Below are 15,552 nucleotides of genomic sequence, written 5' to 3'. Positions count from 1 at the left end.
TTTCAAAGACGGCGCCTCGTTGGTGAGGCGTCACCCTGAACCTTGAAAGGGGTCCCATGAGCCTGGAATACGAGAATGACGGCGCCCTCCATGCGAAGCTTATCGAGGAGGTGCTGTCGCAATATCCTGACAAGGCGGCGAAGCGCCGCAAAAAGCACCTCAGCGTCGCCAAGAGCGGCGACGAGGCTGGCGAGGAAAGCGAGGTCCTTTCCGAATGCGAGGTCAAATCGAACATCAAGTCCATCCCCGGAGTGATGACGATTCGCGGCTGCGCCTATGCCGGCTCGAAAGGCGTGGTCTGGGGTCCAGTCAAGGATATGGTCCATATCTCGCACGGCCCGGTCGGCTGCGGGCAATATTCCTGGTCGCAACGCCGCAACTACTACGTCGGCACGACCGGCATCGACACGTTCGTCACGATGCAGTTCACCTCCGATTTCCAGGAGAAAGACATTGTTTTCGGCGGCGACAAGAAGCTGGAACGGATCATCGACGAGATCGAGAAACTGTTTCCGCTGAACAAGGGCATGAGTGTGCAATCCGAATGCCCGATCGGCCTGATTGGCGACGACACCGAAGCTGTGTCCCGCAACAAGGCCAAGGAGCACGAAAAGACGATCGTGCCGGTGCGCTGCGAGGGCTTCCGCGGCGTCTCGCAATCGCTCGGCCACCACATCGCCAATGACGCGATCCGCGACTGGGTGTTCGAGAAGAAGGACGTCGAGTTCGAGGCCGGCCCGTACGATGTTAATGTGATCGGCGATTACAATATCGGCGGCGACGCCTGGGCTTCGCGCATCCTGCTCGAGGAGATGGGCCTGCGGGTGGTCGGCAACTGGTCGGGCGACGCTACGCTGGCCGAAATAGAGCGAGCGCCAAAGGCCAAGCTCAATCTCATCCACTGCTACAGGTCGATGAACTACATCTGCCGGCATATGGAGGAAAAGTATGGCATCGCCTGGATGGAGTACAATTTCTTCGGCCCCTCCCAGACTGAAGCCTCTCTGCGCAAGATAGCCAAGCATTTCGGGCCGGAAATCGAGGCCAAGGCCGAGGCGGTCATCGCCAAATACCGGCCCCTGGTCGATGCCGTCATCGCCAAGTACCGGCCGCGCCTCGAAGGCAGGACGGTGATGCTCTATGTCGGCGGGCTGCGCCCCCGTCACGTCGTCACGGCATATGAGGACCTGGGCATGGTTATCGTCGGCACTGGCTACGAATTTGGCCACAACGACGATTATCAGCGCACCGGCCATTACGTGAAGAAGGGCACGCTGATCTATGACGACGTGACTGGTTACGAGCTGGAGAAGTTCATCGAGGGGATCCGTCCTGATCTCGTTGGCTCCGGCATCAAAGAGAAGTACCCGGTCCAGAAGATGGGCATACCGTTCCGTCAAATGCATTCCTGGGATTATTCCGGCCCGTATCACGGCTACGACGGCTTCGCCATCTTCGCCCGCGACATGGATCTGGCCATCAACAACCCAGTCTGGGGCCTCTACGACGCTCCCTGGAAGAAAAAAGCCGAGCCGTCGGCGGCGATCGCTGCGGAATGAAAAACCTGGCCTCCCGGAAGCCGGGAAGGCCGATGAACGCCTGCGGCCCTTTGTCCGCGGGAGACCTGAAACGTTTCGACGTCCCTGTGCCGCCGTATGGCGCGGCCAGATGGAGAAGAGGTAACCACCCATGCCGCAGTCGGCTGAAAAAGTTCTCGACCACGCGCCCCTGTTCCGCGAGCCGGAATACAGGCAGATGCTCGCCGAGAAGAGGCTGAATTTCGAGTGTCCGCACCCGGACCAGGTCGTTACCGACCAACGCGAATTCACCAAAACGTGGGAATACCGCGAAAAGAACCTCGCTCGCGAAGCGCTTGTCGTGAACCCCGCCAAAGCCTGCCAGCCGCTCGGCGCGGTGTTCGCGGCCGCCGGTTTCGAGCGAACCATGTCCTTCGTCCACGGCAGCCAGGGCTGCGTGGCCTACTACCGCTCGCACCTGTCGCGCCATTTCAAGGAGCCTGCTTCGGCAGTTTCCTCCTCGATGACCGAGGACGCGGCAGTGTTCGGTGGCCTGAAGAATATGGTCGACGGGCTCGCCAACACGTACCAACTCTACGACCCGAAGATGATCGCCGTCTCGACCACTTGTATGGCGGAGGTCATTGGCGACGACCTGCACAGCTTTATCGAGAACGCCAAGGACGAAGGCTCGGTCCCGCGCGACTTCGACGTACCCTTCGCCCACACGCCGGCCTTCGTCGGCAGCCATGTCGACGGCTATGACGTCGCGGTCAAGGGCATTTTGGAGCATTTCTGGAAAGGCGAGGAGCGAACGGAAGCCGAGGGAACCATCAACATCATTCCGGGCTTCGACGGCTTCTGTGTCGGCAACAACCGGGAACTCAAGCGCCTGCTCGATCTGATAGGCGTGTCCTATACCTTCATCCAAGACGCCTCTGACCAGTTCGACACGCCATCGGACGGCGAATACCGCATGTATGACGGCGGCACGAAGATCGAAGACGTGAGGAAGGCACTCAACGCCCACGCGACACTTTCGCTACAGCATTACAACACCCGAAAAACACTGGAGTATTGCGAGGGGGTAGGGCAGGCGACGGCCTCGTTTCATTATCCGCTCGGAGTCCAGGCGACCGACGACTTCCTGATGGAGGTCTCCGCGATTTCCGGCAAGCAAATCCCCGAGGCAATCCGCCTGGAGCGCGGCCGACTTGTTGACGCCATGGCGGACAGCCAATCCTGGCTGCACGGTAAGAAATACGCCATCTACGGTGATCCGGACTTTGTCTACGCCATGGCCCGCTTCATCATGGAGACGGGCGGCGAGCCGACCCATTGCCTCGCCACCAACGGCACCTCGGCATGGGAAGCGGAGTTGAAGGAACTGCTTGCATCATCGCCCTTCGGCAAGGATGCTCAAGTCTGGGCGGGCAAGGACCTCTGGGCGATGCGCTCCCTGCTCTTCACCGAGCCGGTGGACCTGCTGATCGGCAACTCCTATGGCAAGTATCTGGAGCGCGACACCGGCACGCCGCTGATCCGGCTGACGTTTCCGATCTTCGACCGCCACCATCACCATCGGTTTGCGCTTATGGGCTACCAAGGCGGGTTGCGCGTCCTGACGACGATCCTCGACAAGATCTTCGACAAGCTCGATCGCGAGACGGGCGTGACGGACTATTCGTATGACCTCACCCGCTAAGCGTGGCGGCCGGCTCTTCAGTGAGGCCGTTCGTCTTCCCGAGGGACTTTGGAGACCGACGCAATGTCCTCGCTCAGAGCCAAAATCCAGGATGTCTTCAACGAGCCCGCCTGCGAGCAGAACCGCGGCAAGGATGCCAAGGCGCGCAAAAAGGGCTGTTCGAAGCCACTGACCCCCGGGGCGGCGGCCGGCGGCTGTGCCTTCGATGGCGCCAAGATCGTGCTGCAGCCGATCACCGACGTTGCGCATTTGATCCATGCGCCGCTCGCCTGCGAGGGCAATTCCTGGGACAACCGCGGTGCGGCTTCGTCCGGGCCAACGCTGTGGCGCACGAGCTTCACGACCGACCTCACCGAACTCGACGTTGTGATGGGGCAGGGCGAGCGGAAGCTCTTCAAAGCGATCCGCGAGATCCAGGAAGCGTATGGGCCGCCGGCTATCTTCGTGTATCCGACCTGCGTGACGGCGCTGATCGGCGACGACATCGAGGCCGTCTGCAAGCGCGCGGCGGAAAAGTTCGGTTTGCCGGTGGTGCCGGTCAATGCGCCGGGCTTTGTCGGCTCCAAGAATCTTGGCAACAAGCTTGCCGGCGAGGCGTTGCTCGAGCATGTCATCGGCACGGTGGAGCCCGACGATGCCGGCCCCTACGACATCAATATCCTTGGCGAATTCAACCTCTCGGGCGAATTTTGGCTGGTGAAGCCGCTGCTGGATCGGCTCGGCATCCGGGTGCGCGCCTGCATTCCGGGCGACGCGCGTTACTTCGACATTGCCTGCGCGCACCGCGCCCGGGCGGCTATGATGGTGTGCTCGACCGCGCTCATCAATCTCGCCCGCAAGATGGAACAGCGCTGGGACATCCCGTTTTTCGAGGGCTCCTTCTACGGCATCACCGACACCTCGGAAGCGCTCCGACAGATATCTCAGCTGCTCGTGAAGAAGGGTGCCGATCCGGAGATCCTCGGCCGCACCGAGGCATTGATTGCAGAGGAGGAGGCGATCGCCTGGAAGAAGCTTGCGGCCTACCGGCCGAGGCTCGAAGGCAAGCGCGTCCTGCTCAACACCGGCGGTGTGAAGTCCTGGTCGGTCGTCCATGCGCTGATGGAGGTCGGCATCGAGATGGTTGGCACCTCGGTCAAGAAGTCGACCGTCGAAGACAAGGAGCGCATCAAGCAGATCCTCAAGGACGACAACCACATGTTCGAGCAAATGACGCCGCGCGACCTTTACGCCATGCTCTCAGAACACAAGGCCGATATCATGCTGTCGGGCGGGCGCACGCAGTTCATCGCGCTGAAGGCCAAGACACCCTGGCTCGATATCAATCAGGAGCGCCAACACCCTTACGCCGGCTATGACGGCATGGTGGAACTCGTACGCCAAATCGACCTCGCCATTCATAACCCGATCTGGCGGCAGGTGCGGGAGCCGGCACCATGGGACTGCCAGCCTGCGGTGAGGGAGGAACTGCCGTGCACGAAAAGCGACACCGCGACCTTGCATGCTGTCCAGGAATTCGCCGGCACGACGGCCGACGATTTCGGCGAGAATTGAGGAAGCGATGGTCCGCATCCTTCCCCAGACCAAAGCGGCGGCGGTCAATCCGCTGAAGTCATCGCAGCCGTTGGGTGCCGCCTTGGCCTTTCTTGGCGTCGACGGCGCGATGCCGTTGTTCCACGGCAGCCAGGGGTGCACCAGCTTTGCGCTCGTGCTGTTCGTGCGGCATTTCAAGGAAGCCATCCCCTTGCAGACGACAGCGATGGACGAGGTGGCGACGATCCTCGGCGGGGCAGACCATCTGGAAGAGGCGATCCTCAATCTCAAGGCCCGCACAAAGCCAACGCTGATCGGGGTCTGCACCACGGCGCTGGTGGAAACCCGCGGCGAAGACTGCGCAGGGGATATCGCCAATATCAGGCTGAAGCGCAGGGAAGAACTCGCGGGTACGGAGGTGGTGCTAGCCAACACACCGGATTTCGACGGCGCGATCGAAGAGGGCTGGGCCAAGGCTGTCACCGCGATGATCGAAAGGATTACGCGTCCCGGCGAGCAGGCGCGCCAGTCGAAGAAGATCGTGATCCTGCCTGGCTGGAACCTCACTGTGGCTGATATCGAGCATTTGCGTGAGATAGTTGAGAGCTTTGGACTCAAGCCGGTGATTCTGCCGGACGTCTCCGGCTCGCTCGACGGTAGGGTGCCCGACCGCTGGGTCACGACCACCTATGGCGGCACCAGTGTCGAGGATATCCGTGAGCTTGGCACGGCCGGGCAATGCATCGTCATCGGTGAGCATATGCGCCGCCCGGCCGAGCTGCTGCAGAGGTTGACCGGCGTGCCTTACGTGCTGTTCCGGTCGCTGACTGGATTGAAGGACGCCGACCGGTTCGTCTCGCTCCTGTCCGCGGTTTCGGGCGCGGCGGCACCGGCTGGGGTGCGCCGTCGCCGGGCGCAGTTGCAGGACGCGTTGCTCGACGGACATTTCCACTTTGGAGGCAAGAAAATTGCGATCGCTGCTGAACCAGACCAACTCTACCAACTCGCGAGCTTCTTCATCGGCATGGGCTCCGAAATCGCGGCGGCGGTCACCACGACCGACATGTCGAAAATTTTGGAGGAAGTACCGGCGCAGTCGGTTCAAATCGGGGATCTCGGCGATTTGGAAGCTCTTGGCGCCGGCGCTGATCTTCTCGTCACCCATTCCCATGGCCGCCAGGCGGCGCAGCGCCTCGGCATTCCGCTCATGCGGGTCGGCTTCCCGATCTTCGACCGGCTCGGCAGCCAGCACAAGCTCACAATCCTCTATCAGGGGACCCGCGACCTGATCTTCGAGGTTGCCAACATCTTTGAAGCCAACCGGCACGCGCCGACGCCTGAGGCGCTTGATCCACTCCGTACGCGAGAAATGCCAGATGAGCTCCGTTCGTCGCCTCTCGCTCGTCACTGACGAGGTTCACGCACCGACGCCAGAACGCCAAGCCGGCGCATTGCGCGTGGCGATCGCCACGCAAGACATGAAGGAACTCAATGCCCATTTCGGGTCGGCCAGGCGCTTTGCTGTCTACGACGTGATGCGCGAGGAGTGGAATCTCGTGGAAGCCTTAGCCTTCGATGACGTTTCCGACGAGAGCGGGGAGCACCGAACTGAGGGCGATGACCGCATCACCCCGAAGGTGGAGGCGCTGAAGGGCTGTCATCTGCTGTTTTGTCTGGCGATCGGCGGACCTTCGGCAGCCAAGGTTGTTTCGGCAAAAATTCATCCGATCAAAGTGCCGCACCCCCAAAGCTTCCAAGAGGTGCTGTTGCGCACGCAGATGATGCTCAGGACGTGTCCTCCACCTTGGCTGCGCAAGGTGCTGGCGCAGGCAGGTGTCGCCGAACAGAAACCGTCCTTCGAGGACGAGGACTGAAATGAGGAGTGGGCGAAATGTCTGACGTCGTGGTTAGCCCTGCTGTCGCCGAAGACGAGGCGGCCCTTGCCACCCCGTTCGTCAAATGCCTCGTGCGGCTGGTCCGGGCTCATGATTCCCACGGGTCGTGGGAAGGCAAATCGGACGCCGAGCTGCTGGGCGACTTCATCATTACTAGGGAACAGCGCCGTGCGATCCCGATCATCAGCGATCCCGATCCGGATGTGCTGTGGAGGCTCGAGATGTTTTACACCGCCGTCGGGCTTGCGATCGAGGAGCGCTCCGGCCTGATGGCATCGCCGATGATGGAGATGAGCCATGAGGGCTTCGGGCGCGTGCTTCTCACGGCCGGGCGGTTGGTCGTTGTGTCGAAGACTCTGCGCGACGTGCACCGGTTCGGTTTCGAGACGTTCTGGAAACTCGCCGCGGCGGGCACGCAACTGGCCGGCGATGCGATCACAGCCATTGAAGCCTATCCCGAGGTGGCGCGAGCATGATGGAACCGGGTCTTCGAGCCCGGGGATCATGCCAAGCCTTGAGGACAGGCCATGCTCAACCCACTCAGCCAAGGCGGTCGCTGCCGATTTGGTTCTTGGGGTAGCTCTGATGAAGCCATTGGTCCTGATCTGTTCGCAAGATGCTGAGTTGTATCTGTTCCTCAGCCACATTCTGGGAGTGGACGGCTTCACGAGTGAGCCGGCAGACGGCGTGAAGGAAGCACTTGCATTGGCTGATGAACGGGAGCTCCAGGCGGTAGTGCTGGACTGCGGGCCAGCAAGCGCGACAGGCTCCACAATCTGCGCCCGGTTCAAGGGCGAGCCCCGGACCGGCGGCCTGCCCGTAATTGCGCTGATCGCGCCCGGCGCCGAGAACCAGCACCTCGATCTCTTGAAGGCAGGTATTGACGAGAGCTTTGTGCGGCCCTTCGCGCCGGCCAAGCTGCTCGACTGTCTACGGACGAAGCTGGCGCTGCCGAAGCCGGGTTCAAACGGGATCGAAAACGGCAGCTGGCTCTGCTGCGGCAGCCTTGAGATGAAGCTCGATGCCCACCGAGTTCGCGGCAATGGCCACGACATCCATCTCGGACCGATCGAATTCAACCTGCTGCGGCATTTGCTTGAGAATCCCGGCAAGGTCTTCAGCCGGGACGAGCTGATCGGCGCGGCCTGGCCGGACAATATCCATATCGGTGCACGCACCGTCGACGTCCATATCAGCCGGATCAGAAAGGCGCTGAAGACGGCCTCGCCCGGCAGCGTCATTCGTACCGTCAGGTCGGCCGGCTACTCGCTCGAGAAGCCGGACGACTGAATAGCGAACGGATGTAATGCCACTCTCGTCTCCGTCGTGCTGAGGGCAAGTCTTGCGGCTTCGAACAACTGCTGAGAGACACGTGGGGGTGCTATGATGTCGATACCGAACACTGCGACAAGGCTGGCGTCGGTGACGCGGTGCGATAGCGGGCGCTCTGCACCGACCTGACAATCATCGGCCCCGCACTTCTCAACGACACTAGTCTCGGACCTCTTGTTATCAACGGCAGCTTGTTCGATACCGAAAGCCGGTGCTTGTCGTGCCGGAGGGCGCTGAGGCGACTCTGTCGCCACGGCGCGTGCTGGTCGGCTGGGATTCGCGCGTCGAGGCGTCCCGCTCGGTTCGGGAAGCGCTGGATCTGCTAGCCGGTGCTGAGGAAGTTCGTGTCGCACTTAGTCGATCCGGAGGCGACCTGCACCGGAAACGGCGCCGAGCCGGGGGCTGACATCGCTGCTTATCTCACTCGGCACGGTGCTCGGGCGTCGGTCGACTGGCTGGCGAGCGGCGGGAAACCAGTGGCCACAGTGCTCGCGCAGCACGCAATCGACACGTCTGCCGACGTGATAGTCATGGGCGCTTATGGCAGCCGCCGGCTGCGCGAGCGGCTCTTCGGTGGCGTGACAAGATGGATAGTTGGGAAGCCGCCTTTGCCGCTGTTTTTGGCTCGCTGACTGGTTCTAAAGTTGCACCAATGCTGTTCGAAGTTCCGCAGGGTCACCTTTCCTGATGCCAAGTCGGAGAAAGGTCGCGGCAAACGCGCAATTTCGCGAAGCTCCTCGGAGCCAATTTGCAAGCGCCGTCGCCGAGAACATCCCGGACGTCTCTAGCACGCTCTCGGGGGTTCTGCTCGCCCGAGATGATCCGTAACGCGGAGCCCAACGGCCGGGCAGAGGCCCAGGCGTCCTCAATGCGCTCAAAACACCGATACTCGGTTCGGCGTCAGGTCGAGAAAGAGAGTCGTTTCAGCGCGGCAGGCCGCGTTCGGACCGTAGCCTCGTCGTATTGGCGTTATCACGATTTCCCTCACCACTGGCCGGGAGCTGAACACCGCAACGACCGTGCAGCGGCCAAGGCACCGACCTTCGAGTCGGACGGGCGGGCTCTTGCCGGCCTCGGCGCGAACGATGGCATCAATCACGTTGTCATCGCCTGGGATGGTACTGGGTCAGCGGCGAGGGCGGCCGCATCTTCAGCGTTTTCAGTCTGTCCGGCCCGGCCGGCGTGGCAACCGAGCGGTCTTTGGGGCTGTCCGACAACGCTCACATTCGCACCAGGCGGTCCCTGTAGCGCCTGAGCACAGGGAACACAGAAAATATCGGCACAAAGCAGGAACCCCGGAGAGCTCACCAGCCGCACATGCCGGCACTCATCCTGACCTTTTTCGCCACGATCATAATCGTCGAGCTGACGACGGCGGTATTGGCGAGCCGAAGCTGGACCGGCTCCGTCGTGAAAATTTCCCAGCCGGCCAGGAATTCAATCGCAAGGCGGGCGAGGGGGCACAGGCCGCGCCCGGATGGAGCAGCCCTTCGCAATCGCAAATGGTAAGATCCGCTGCCGCCTGAGGTACCGGAACGGCAAGACGCTCAAGCCAGTGGCGTGAAGCGGACGATGATGACGGGCCTGGCGGCAGCCAACGCAGTCATGATCCCATCTGCTCGGTCCCTCAGCCCGAATACATGTGGAGTCGTCCGTGGCCAGGCTTTCGTGCCGGCCCGAAGCGCCAAAGGCATGTCCAAAACCGGACAGCGGCAGGAAAACATGTCGACTTCAATACAAACGGCCAACTTGGCTTGGAGCTTTTCTAAGCCATTAATGCGCTTACTGCCCGCTGAGCGTGCTGGCACGGCCTTTGCGAAGTGTGATGCGGCAACACTGAGTGAAGGCTGGCTGCACGCAGACGCGCGTGACTCTCCTTTGCTTGAACCCGTGTGCCCCTCCCTAAGGGGGAAACAAGCTCGCGCATAAAGTCGCGCAGCCTTGGCAATAGCTTTGGAGAGCAACATGACATTGCAGATGGAGTCGCCGGCTCCTTCGATCCAAGTGGAGAACTGGCTGCGTGGCGAGCCCCTCACGAACTTCCAGCCCGGCAAAGTGTATATCGTCGAATTTTGGGCAACTTGGTGCGCACCATGTGTGACGGCGATGCCCCATCTGGTGCAGCTCCAGGAGAAATACAAGGACAGCGGGCTTGAGGTCGTCGGAGTCGCCGCCGATGAAGACGCTCCAACGGCCGTCGAGGCCCAAACTAGATTGGACGCGTGGTTGACCGAAAAGTGCTCGAACCTGAACTTTCGGATCGCGTTCGACTCCACAGGCGAAATGAACAGGCTTTGGATGGAACCCAGCTTTTCTCTTGGGATTCCGAGATCGTTCGTGGTCGACCGAGACGGCCACATCGCTTTTATCGGTCATCCGATGCACCTTGATCAGATTTTGCCGAAAATGCTTAACGGCAGCTGGCGCACCAGCGATGAAGCGAAAGCTGCTGATAAGAAGCGTATTGCCGGTGGCCAACGCGAAGCGCGCGAACGAACGCTCACCAAGCCGATATCCGCCAAACTTCGGCCGGCGATGGAGGCCGAGGATTGGATGGCGGCGCTCTCGGCGATCGAAGAGGGCATTGCCTTGTTGCCGGACAATATGGAGTTCCGGTGCATTCATGCGAATCTACTGCTTCACAAGCTGCGCGACATGCGGGCCGGCTTGCCAGTCCTGCAACAGTTGGTCGAGGACGCGATCGACAAGAAGTTCGAGGCCGTGGCTTGGATGGGCATGGTCCTGAACGAACTCTTCGATCCCAAAATGGACAACTCCCATCTCCCCCATGCTCAGCGCTTTGCGATGGGCGACAAGCTCTCGGAACAGATCCTGACACTCAATCCTCCACAAGGGGACGGCCCCCTTAAATTCCTTTGGTACGTCCCGCTCGCTCAGTATTATTACGAGAGCGGCGACAAGGATCGCGCGATCGAGTTGATCGAGGTGGCGCTGAAATCGCTGGGTGATCAGGAGGGAATGCCGGACCACATGAAACAGCACTACCTTACCCCATTGCTCCAAGCCCTGGCCAATTACACGGGTGAGAACGCCTGTTACGCGGATCTATGCGTGGTTCCGCAAAACAAGGCTCCTGAAAATTAAACCGCAGTCGCCTCATGAGCAGAGATCGCAAAGGGATGACAATTGGAACCCTGGCCAATTCGCCCATTGTCTGCGGCGAGCCCGCAGTAAGTATGTCCATTGCAGCATAGGGCGCATCGCTTGCCGCAGGTTGGAGTTCAAATCTTGTAATAACCTCCGGCCGAATGCCTGCGGACGTGATGTTCGACGCGAATTCGGCCAGTCGTGGAAGACGTCACGGTCCAGGACGTGTTCAAGGTCGGCCACAGGGACATCACTTGCGTGGAATCGGCCCGGCCGAGCCGGACGTCCGCTGCGCAAGTGGGCCCGAAGCAGGCGTCCCCGAAAACAGAGATCGTGCTTCGAGGAAGAGGACTGAAATGAGGAGTGTGCGAAATATCTGACACCGCAATCAGCCCTGCCGTCAACGAGGACGAGGGCGGCCCTTGCCACACCGTTCGTCAGATGCCTCGTGCGGCTGATCCGTGCTCAAGACTCCTACGGCTCGTGGGAAGGCAAATCAGACGCCGAACTGGCCAACTTCATCGTCACCAGAAAACAGCGCCGTGTGATGCCGGTCATCGGCGATCCCGAGCCGGACGTGCTGTGGAGGCTCGACATGTTCTACACCGCCGTCGGGCTCGCGATCGAGGAGCGCTCCGGCCTGAGGACATCGCCAATGACAAAGATGAAACCCAGGGGGGCTTCGGACGCCTGGTGTTCGCGGCCGGGCGGTTGGTCGCTCTGTCAAGACATCCACCGGTTCGGCTTCGAGACGTTCAGGAAGCTCGCGGAGGCCGGTACGAACCTGGTCGACGATGCGACTGCTGCCATCGAAGCCTATCCCGACGTGGCACGGGCGTGAAGAAACCGATTTCGAGGAAGGATCTATGTCAAAGCTAGATGAGATGGGGAAGAAAGTCCGAAAGCTTCAGCTGCGCGCGGCAATTGCCAAGACGAAATTGGGCGACCTTGTAGAGGATCTCCCGGGAAAATGGACGGAGATAGTGGAAGTTGCCGAGGAAGCGTCCGCCGTTTTTGCCGAGTTGGATGGTGCCAAGAGAGAGCTCGCTGCAATGAAGAAGTTACGATGAGGAGCACATTCACCACCCGCGACGGCTCCGGATGGATGCCGGAATATCTCACCGCTGTAGACGGCACGACCTGCATCGGCTGCGGCCGCTGTTTCAAAGTCTGCTCGCGCGAGGTCATGCATCTTTACGGCGTCGATGACGCGGGTGAAATCCTCGGCGCCTGCGACGGCGAAGACGACGATTTCGACGGCGAGCTCAATCGCATGATCATGGTCGTCGACCATGCCGGCCGCTGCATTGGCTGCGGAGCCTGCGGCCGCGTCTGCCCGAAGAACTGCCAGACCCATGTTGCGGCCGACCAGGTCGCAGCATGATCTGAGGAGACAAAACCAGGAGAACGGCGTTGCCCTTAAAAATCTTTTGTCGCGTCCTGGGGCTGGTCCTCTGCAGCAACGCTCTGATTATCTACTTCGCTTCTCATTCCATCCGCACAGTAGTCGTCACGACGCTGGCTTGTTCGTTGCTCCTTCAGTTGGCCTATTTCGCAAGCGTGCTCTTTCTGATCTGGCGGTCTAGCTGCGCTAGCAGAGCTGGCCAAATGGCTGAGCATTTCGGTCGTTGCAAGGACGTTGGATACCAGCCGCCAGATGATGATAAAATGATAATTTTGTCGAGCATCAACATCGCGACCTCGCGGGCGCGCAGGCCATATAAGATCATCAGCAACAGCATGGCGTAATCGCGTCGCCCGACGACGGTGCGGCGATCGACCTGGTCGAGCATCTTCCGGATGGAATCCCAACTGATCGATCGGGGGATGTCGGCCAACCTGTAATGCTGGGCACCTCGACTAGTTTGCTGATGTCGTGTTGGAGAAGACCTTCTCGATGCATACATTGGAGAAAACCGCTCAATGTGCTCGCAAGACCGATCATCGATCTGGGCCCGAAGTGCTGAGCCTGCGTCGTGACGAACCCCGCTACCACTAGCAACGAAAGCGTGGTCACCTCGCATCCAACACCTCTGAGATATCGCTCGAACCCGCCCAGATGGTGCCGCTAGCGTGGATGGAGCTCGGACGCAGGTCCCCGCTCTTCGCGAAGATAATCAAAAAATCCCGGCACCTGACAACCTCCATTCTGAATTAGGGGAGATGGAGGATCCGCTTGTTGATCCGCTCGTACTATGTGTCGCCGGGGACAATCATATCGTTTGATTACAGAGGCTGGGCTCCCGGGCCACATAACCGTTCAGGACACAAAACTGCGATTACGTGCCCCGGCACGTAATCGGGGATCGTCGTCTTCGTCGCGCCGTCGAAGTAAACTGAAGGCCCGTTGGTTCGCTTCGGTCCAATCCGACAGCTTCTGGCTGATAAATCTGCGCTGCGCGGATCTCTCCTGTCGAGTATCCCGAACTTGAGGACCTGGATGCGGAACGAGCGGGCCAAACTGTCGCGCAGTTCTCCGGTTGCCGAGCCTACCGGCTACATGCTGAAGCGCTGGGACAGCTTCACGTCCTTAGCGACTGCCGGATCTGCCTCACCATCAACGCCGCCGAACGCGCGCTGCGTGGTTTTGCTCTCGGCAGGACAGCTTGGTTGTTTGCAGGCTCCGATCGTGGTGCCGATCGGGCCGCCTTCATGGTGACGCTGATCAACACCTGCTTATGCCGCGCGCGGCATAAGCAGGTTTGGACTAACCCGCTCCGCGAATGCGGAGCGGGAAGGAGGGTGAGTGCCGACAGCGTGATCTGATCGCGTCGTCTGTCGCACTGGTCATGTGTCCACAACAAGCTCCGACTGCGTCAGCATGGAGTGGCTGCTTGCAGCCTATTCCATCGGACAAAGGAGCTTGTCATGACCCAACTTCGCCAGCGCATGAGCGAGGACATGGAGGTGCGCAACCTCGCGCTCAACACCCAACTCTCCTATCTTCAGCAGGTGTCGCTGTTTGCGCGTCACTTCGGCAAGTCGCCGGACTTGCTCGGGCGCGAGGATATTCGGACCTATCAGGTCTATCTGACCAACGAGAAGAAGCTGTCGCCCGGCTCAATCCACATCGCCATTGCGGCGCTGCGCTTTCTCTACAATGTGACGCTCGAGAGGGATTGGGCGCCTGAAGAGGTCCTGCCGCTTCCCAAGAAGCCGCAGAAGCTGCCGATCATCCTCAGTGCCGAGGAAGTTCAGCGGTTCCTCGGCTGCGTCCTCGACGTCAAACACCACGCCATCCTGACCACTTGCTATACCGCCGGCTTGCGCATCTCGGAAGCGGTGCAGCTGAAGCCCACGGGCATCGACAGCCAGAGAATGGTCATCCGCGTGGAGCAGGGCAAAGGCCAGAAGGACCGCTATGTGATGCTGTCGCCTAAGCTCTTGGAGATCCTGCGCAGCTACTGGAAGGTGCGGCGGCCAAAGGAGTGGCTCTTCCCCGGCGATCGTTCCGGCCAGCCGATCACCAGGGATGCGGTGGGACACGCCTGCGCGAAAGCGCGCGACCGCTCCGGATTGTCCAAGCCGGTCACGCCCCATTCGCTTCGCCACGCCTTCGCCGTCCATCTGCTGGAGGCCGGCGCCGATGTGCGCACCATTCAACTGCTGCTCGGTCACCGCAGCCTCGCGACCACCGCCCATTACCTGCGGATCGCCACCAACAAGGTCTGCGCCACGTCGAGCCCCTTCGAGCTCTTGCCGAGGCCGGCGCCCACCCCGCCGCCGCCCGCCAAGCCGCAGTACTTCTGAGCTCGCGCCGATGGCCCGCTCGGGGCCGGAAGTGGCGGACATCTTCCGCCGCTACGGAGACACTTATCGCGCACAGCATGATGCGTCGCTGTCGACCGCCCAGCGCCGCGTCATGACGGCGATCGAACTGTGCCGGACCGCCGCGCTCGGCGGGCACGTCGAAGCATGCGATCAATGCGGCCATCGGCGCATCGCCTTCAACAGCTGCCGCGACAGGCATTGCCCACGCTGCCAATCGCTGGCCCGTGCACAATGGCTGGAGGATCGTCGCGCCGAGCTCCTCGACAGTAAGCGCTCATTTCCATGCGCGTTGACGCGGCCCGTTTGACCGGGGTCGCTGTCGGCCAGTTGCATCGGATCAAGCAGCGGCGGTTTTGGCGAAGTTGAATGGCAACAGATCGGTGATGTCGGCATTGTCCGCGCGCTGCGGCAATTCCGTGAGGACGTGGCGCAAATAGGCCAAGGGCTCGATGCCGCAAGCTCGGCATGTCAGCATGAGGCTGTAGACGACGGCACTGGCCCTGGCTCCGTCCACAGTGTCGCTGAACAGCCAACTCTTTCTTCCAGTGGCAAAAATCCTGATGTCGCGCTCAAGCAGGTTGTTGTCGATCGGCATCCTGCCGTCTTCGACGCAGTTGACACTGCGGGATTTGGACGCGCCTTTCATCGGCGCATTTCTGGAGGACCTCGAGACACTGCGGTCCGCCTCAGT

At 60.9% G+C, this 15,552-nt stretch carries 15 protein-coding genes and 3 pseudogenes; 16 read left to right on the top strand and 2 right to left on the bottom strand.

Going from position 1 to position 15,552, the window contains the following annotated elements:
* Positions 1-56 precede the first annotated feature (56 nt).
* The 13 genes and pseudogenes from nifD to NKI67_RS30625 all read left to right on the top strand — a co-directional run.
* Complete coding sequence (gene nifD / locus NKI67_RS30685) at positions 57-1,559, top strand: nitrogenase molybdenum-iron protein alpha chain (protein ID WP_352648517.1); 1,503 nt, start codon at positions 57-59, stop codon at positions 1,557-1,559.
* 130 nt (positions 1,560-1,689) lie between these two features.
* On the top strand, positions 1,690-3,222 hold the full coding sequence (gene nifK / locus NKI67_RS30680) for a nitrogenase molybdenum-iron protein subunit beta (RefSeq protein WP_352648515.1): 1,533 nt from the start codon (positions 1,690-1,692) through the stop codon (positions 3,220-3,222).
* A gap of 63 nt (positions 3,223-3,285) precedes the next feature.
* Positions 3,286-4,776: a nitrogenase iron-molybdenum cofactor biosynthesis protein NifE gene (gene nifE, locus NKI67_RS30675; RefSeq protein ID WP_352648513.1), complete on the top strand. Its 1,491-nt coding sequence runs from the start codon at positions 3,286-3,288 to the stop codon at positions 4,774-4,776.
* A 7-nt stretch (positions 4,777-4,783) separates the two neighbouring features.
* A complete protein-coding gene (gene nifN, locus NKI67_RS30670; RefSeq protein WP_352648511.1) occupies positions 4,784-6,166 on the top strand; it encodes a nitrogenase iron-molybdenum cofactor biosynthesis protein NifN in 1,383 nt (460 codons plus the stop codon).
* Positions 6,132-6,629: a nitrogen fixation protein NifX gene (gene nifX, locus NKI67_RS30665; RefSeq protein WP_352648508.1), complete on the top strand. Its 498-nt coding sequence runs from the start codon at positions 6,132-6,134 to the stop codon at positions 6,627-6,629. The genes nifN and nifX overlap by 35 nt, the downstream gene beginning before the upstream one ends.
* A gap of 17 nt (positions 6,630-6,646) precedes the next feature.
* Positions 6,647-7,126, top strand: a complete 480-nt coding sequence (locus NKI67_RS30660; RefSeq protein ID WP_352648506.1) for a NifX-associated nitrogen fixation protein — start codon at positions 6,647-6,649, stop codon at positions 7,124-7,126.
* Between the two features lie 109 nt (positions 7,127-7,235).
* Positions 7,236-7,940, top strand: coding sequence for a response regulator transcription factor (locus NKI67_RS30655; RefSeq protein ID WP_502909371.1), 705 nt, complete (start codon positions 7,236-7,238; stop codon positions 7,938-7,940).
* Positions 7,941-8,311: 371 nt separating this feature from the next.
* Complete coding sequence (locus NKI67_RS30650; protein ID WP_352648501.1) at positions 8,312-8,614, top strand: universal stress protein; 303 nt, start codon at positions 8,312-8,314, stop codon at positions 8,612-8,614.
* Between the two features lie 1,333 nt (positions 8,615-9,947).
* Positions 9,948-11,087, top strand: a complete 1,140-nt coding sequence (locus tag NKI67_RS30645; protein WP_352648499.1) for a redoxin family protein — start codon at positions 9,948-9,950, stop codon at positions 11,085-11,087.
* A gap of 451 nt (positions 11,088-11,538) precedes the next feature.
* Complete coding sequence (locus NKI67_RS30640) at positions 11,539-11,931, top strand: DUF269 domain-containing protein (RefSeq protein WP_352648497.1); 393 nt, start codon at positions 11,539-11,541, stop codon at positions 11,929-11,931.
* A 25-nt stretch (positions 11,932-11,956) separates the two neighbouring features.
* The gene (locus NKI67_RS30635) at positions 11,957-12,160 is read left to right on the top strand and encodes a CCE_0567 family metalloprotein (protein ID WP_352648495.1); all 204 of its coding nucleotides are present in this window, start codon (positions 11,957-11,959) and stop codon (positions 12,158-12,160) included.
* A complete protein-coding gene (fdxB, locus tag NKI67_RS30630) occupies positions 12,157-12,474 on the top strand; it encodes a ferredoxin III, nif-specific (protein WP_352648492.1) in 318 nt (105 codons plus the stop codon). The genes NKI67_RS30635 and fdxB overlap by 4 nt, the downstream gene beginning before the upstream one ends.
* Before the next feature lie 29 nt (positions 12,475-12,503).
* A pseudogene (locus NKI67_RS30625) lies at positions 12,504-12,614 on the top strand (exopolysaccharide production repressor protein); the annotation flags it as partial.
* A 23-nt stretch (positions 12,615-12,637) separates the two neighbouring features.
* On the opposite strand, the gene NKI67_RS30620 reads toward NKI67_RS30625, so the two are convergent.
* Positions 12,638-12,928 carry a site-specific integrase gene (locus NKI67_RS30620; RefSeq protein WP_352648567.1) on the bottom strand — a complete coding sequence of 97 codons (291 nt, stop codon included), beginning with the start codon at positions 12,926-12,928 and terminating at the stop codon, positions 12,638-12,640.
* A gap of 581 nt (positions 12,929-13,509) precedes the next feature.
* On the opposite strand from NKI67_RS30620, the pseudogene NKI67_RS30615 reads away from it, so the two are divergent.
* The 3 genes and pseudogenes from NKI67_RS30615 to NKI67_RS30605 form a co-directional block, all read left to right on the top strand.
* Positions 13,510-13,796: pseudogene (locus tag NKI67_RS30615) on the top strand (IS66 family transposase); the annotation flags it as partial.
* Between the two features lie 162 nt (positions 13,797-13,958).
* Positions 13,959-14,840: a tyrosine-type recombinase/integrase gene (locus NKI67_RS30610; RefSeq protein WP_352648490.1), complete on the top strand. Its 882-nt coding sequence runs from the start codon at positions 13,959-13,961 to the stop codon at positions 14,838-14,840.
* Positions 14,841-14,850: 10 nt separating this feature from the next.
* A pseudogene (locus NKI67_RS30605) lies at positions 14,851-15,123 on the top strand (transposase zinc-binding domain-containing protein); the annotation flags it as partial.
* A 75-nt stretch (positions 15,124-15,198) separates the two neighbouring features.
* On the opposite strand, the gene NKI67_RS30600 reads toward NKI67_RS30605, so the two are convergent.
* Positions 15,199-15,552 (bottom strand): transposase domain-containing protein (locus NKI67_RS30600; RefSeq protein WP_352648487.1); only part of this gene is annotated, 354 nt, incomplete at its 5' end.

Source organism: Mesorhizobium sp. M0408, assembly GCF_040321495.1.
In the GTDB taxonomy this organism is placed as follows: domain Bacteria; phylum Pseudomonadota; class Alphaproteobacteria; order Rhizobiales; family Rhizobiaceae; genus Mesorhizobium.
The sequence above is the reverse complement of the archived record's forward strand: the minus strand, read 5'-3'. Positions and strand labels throughout refer to the sequence as shown.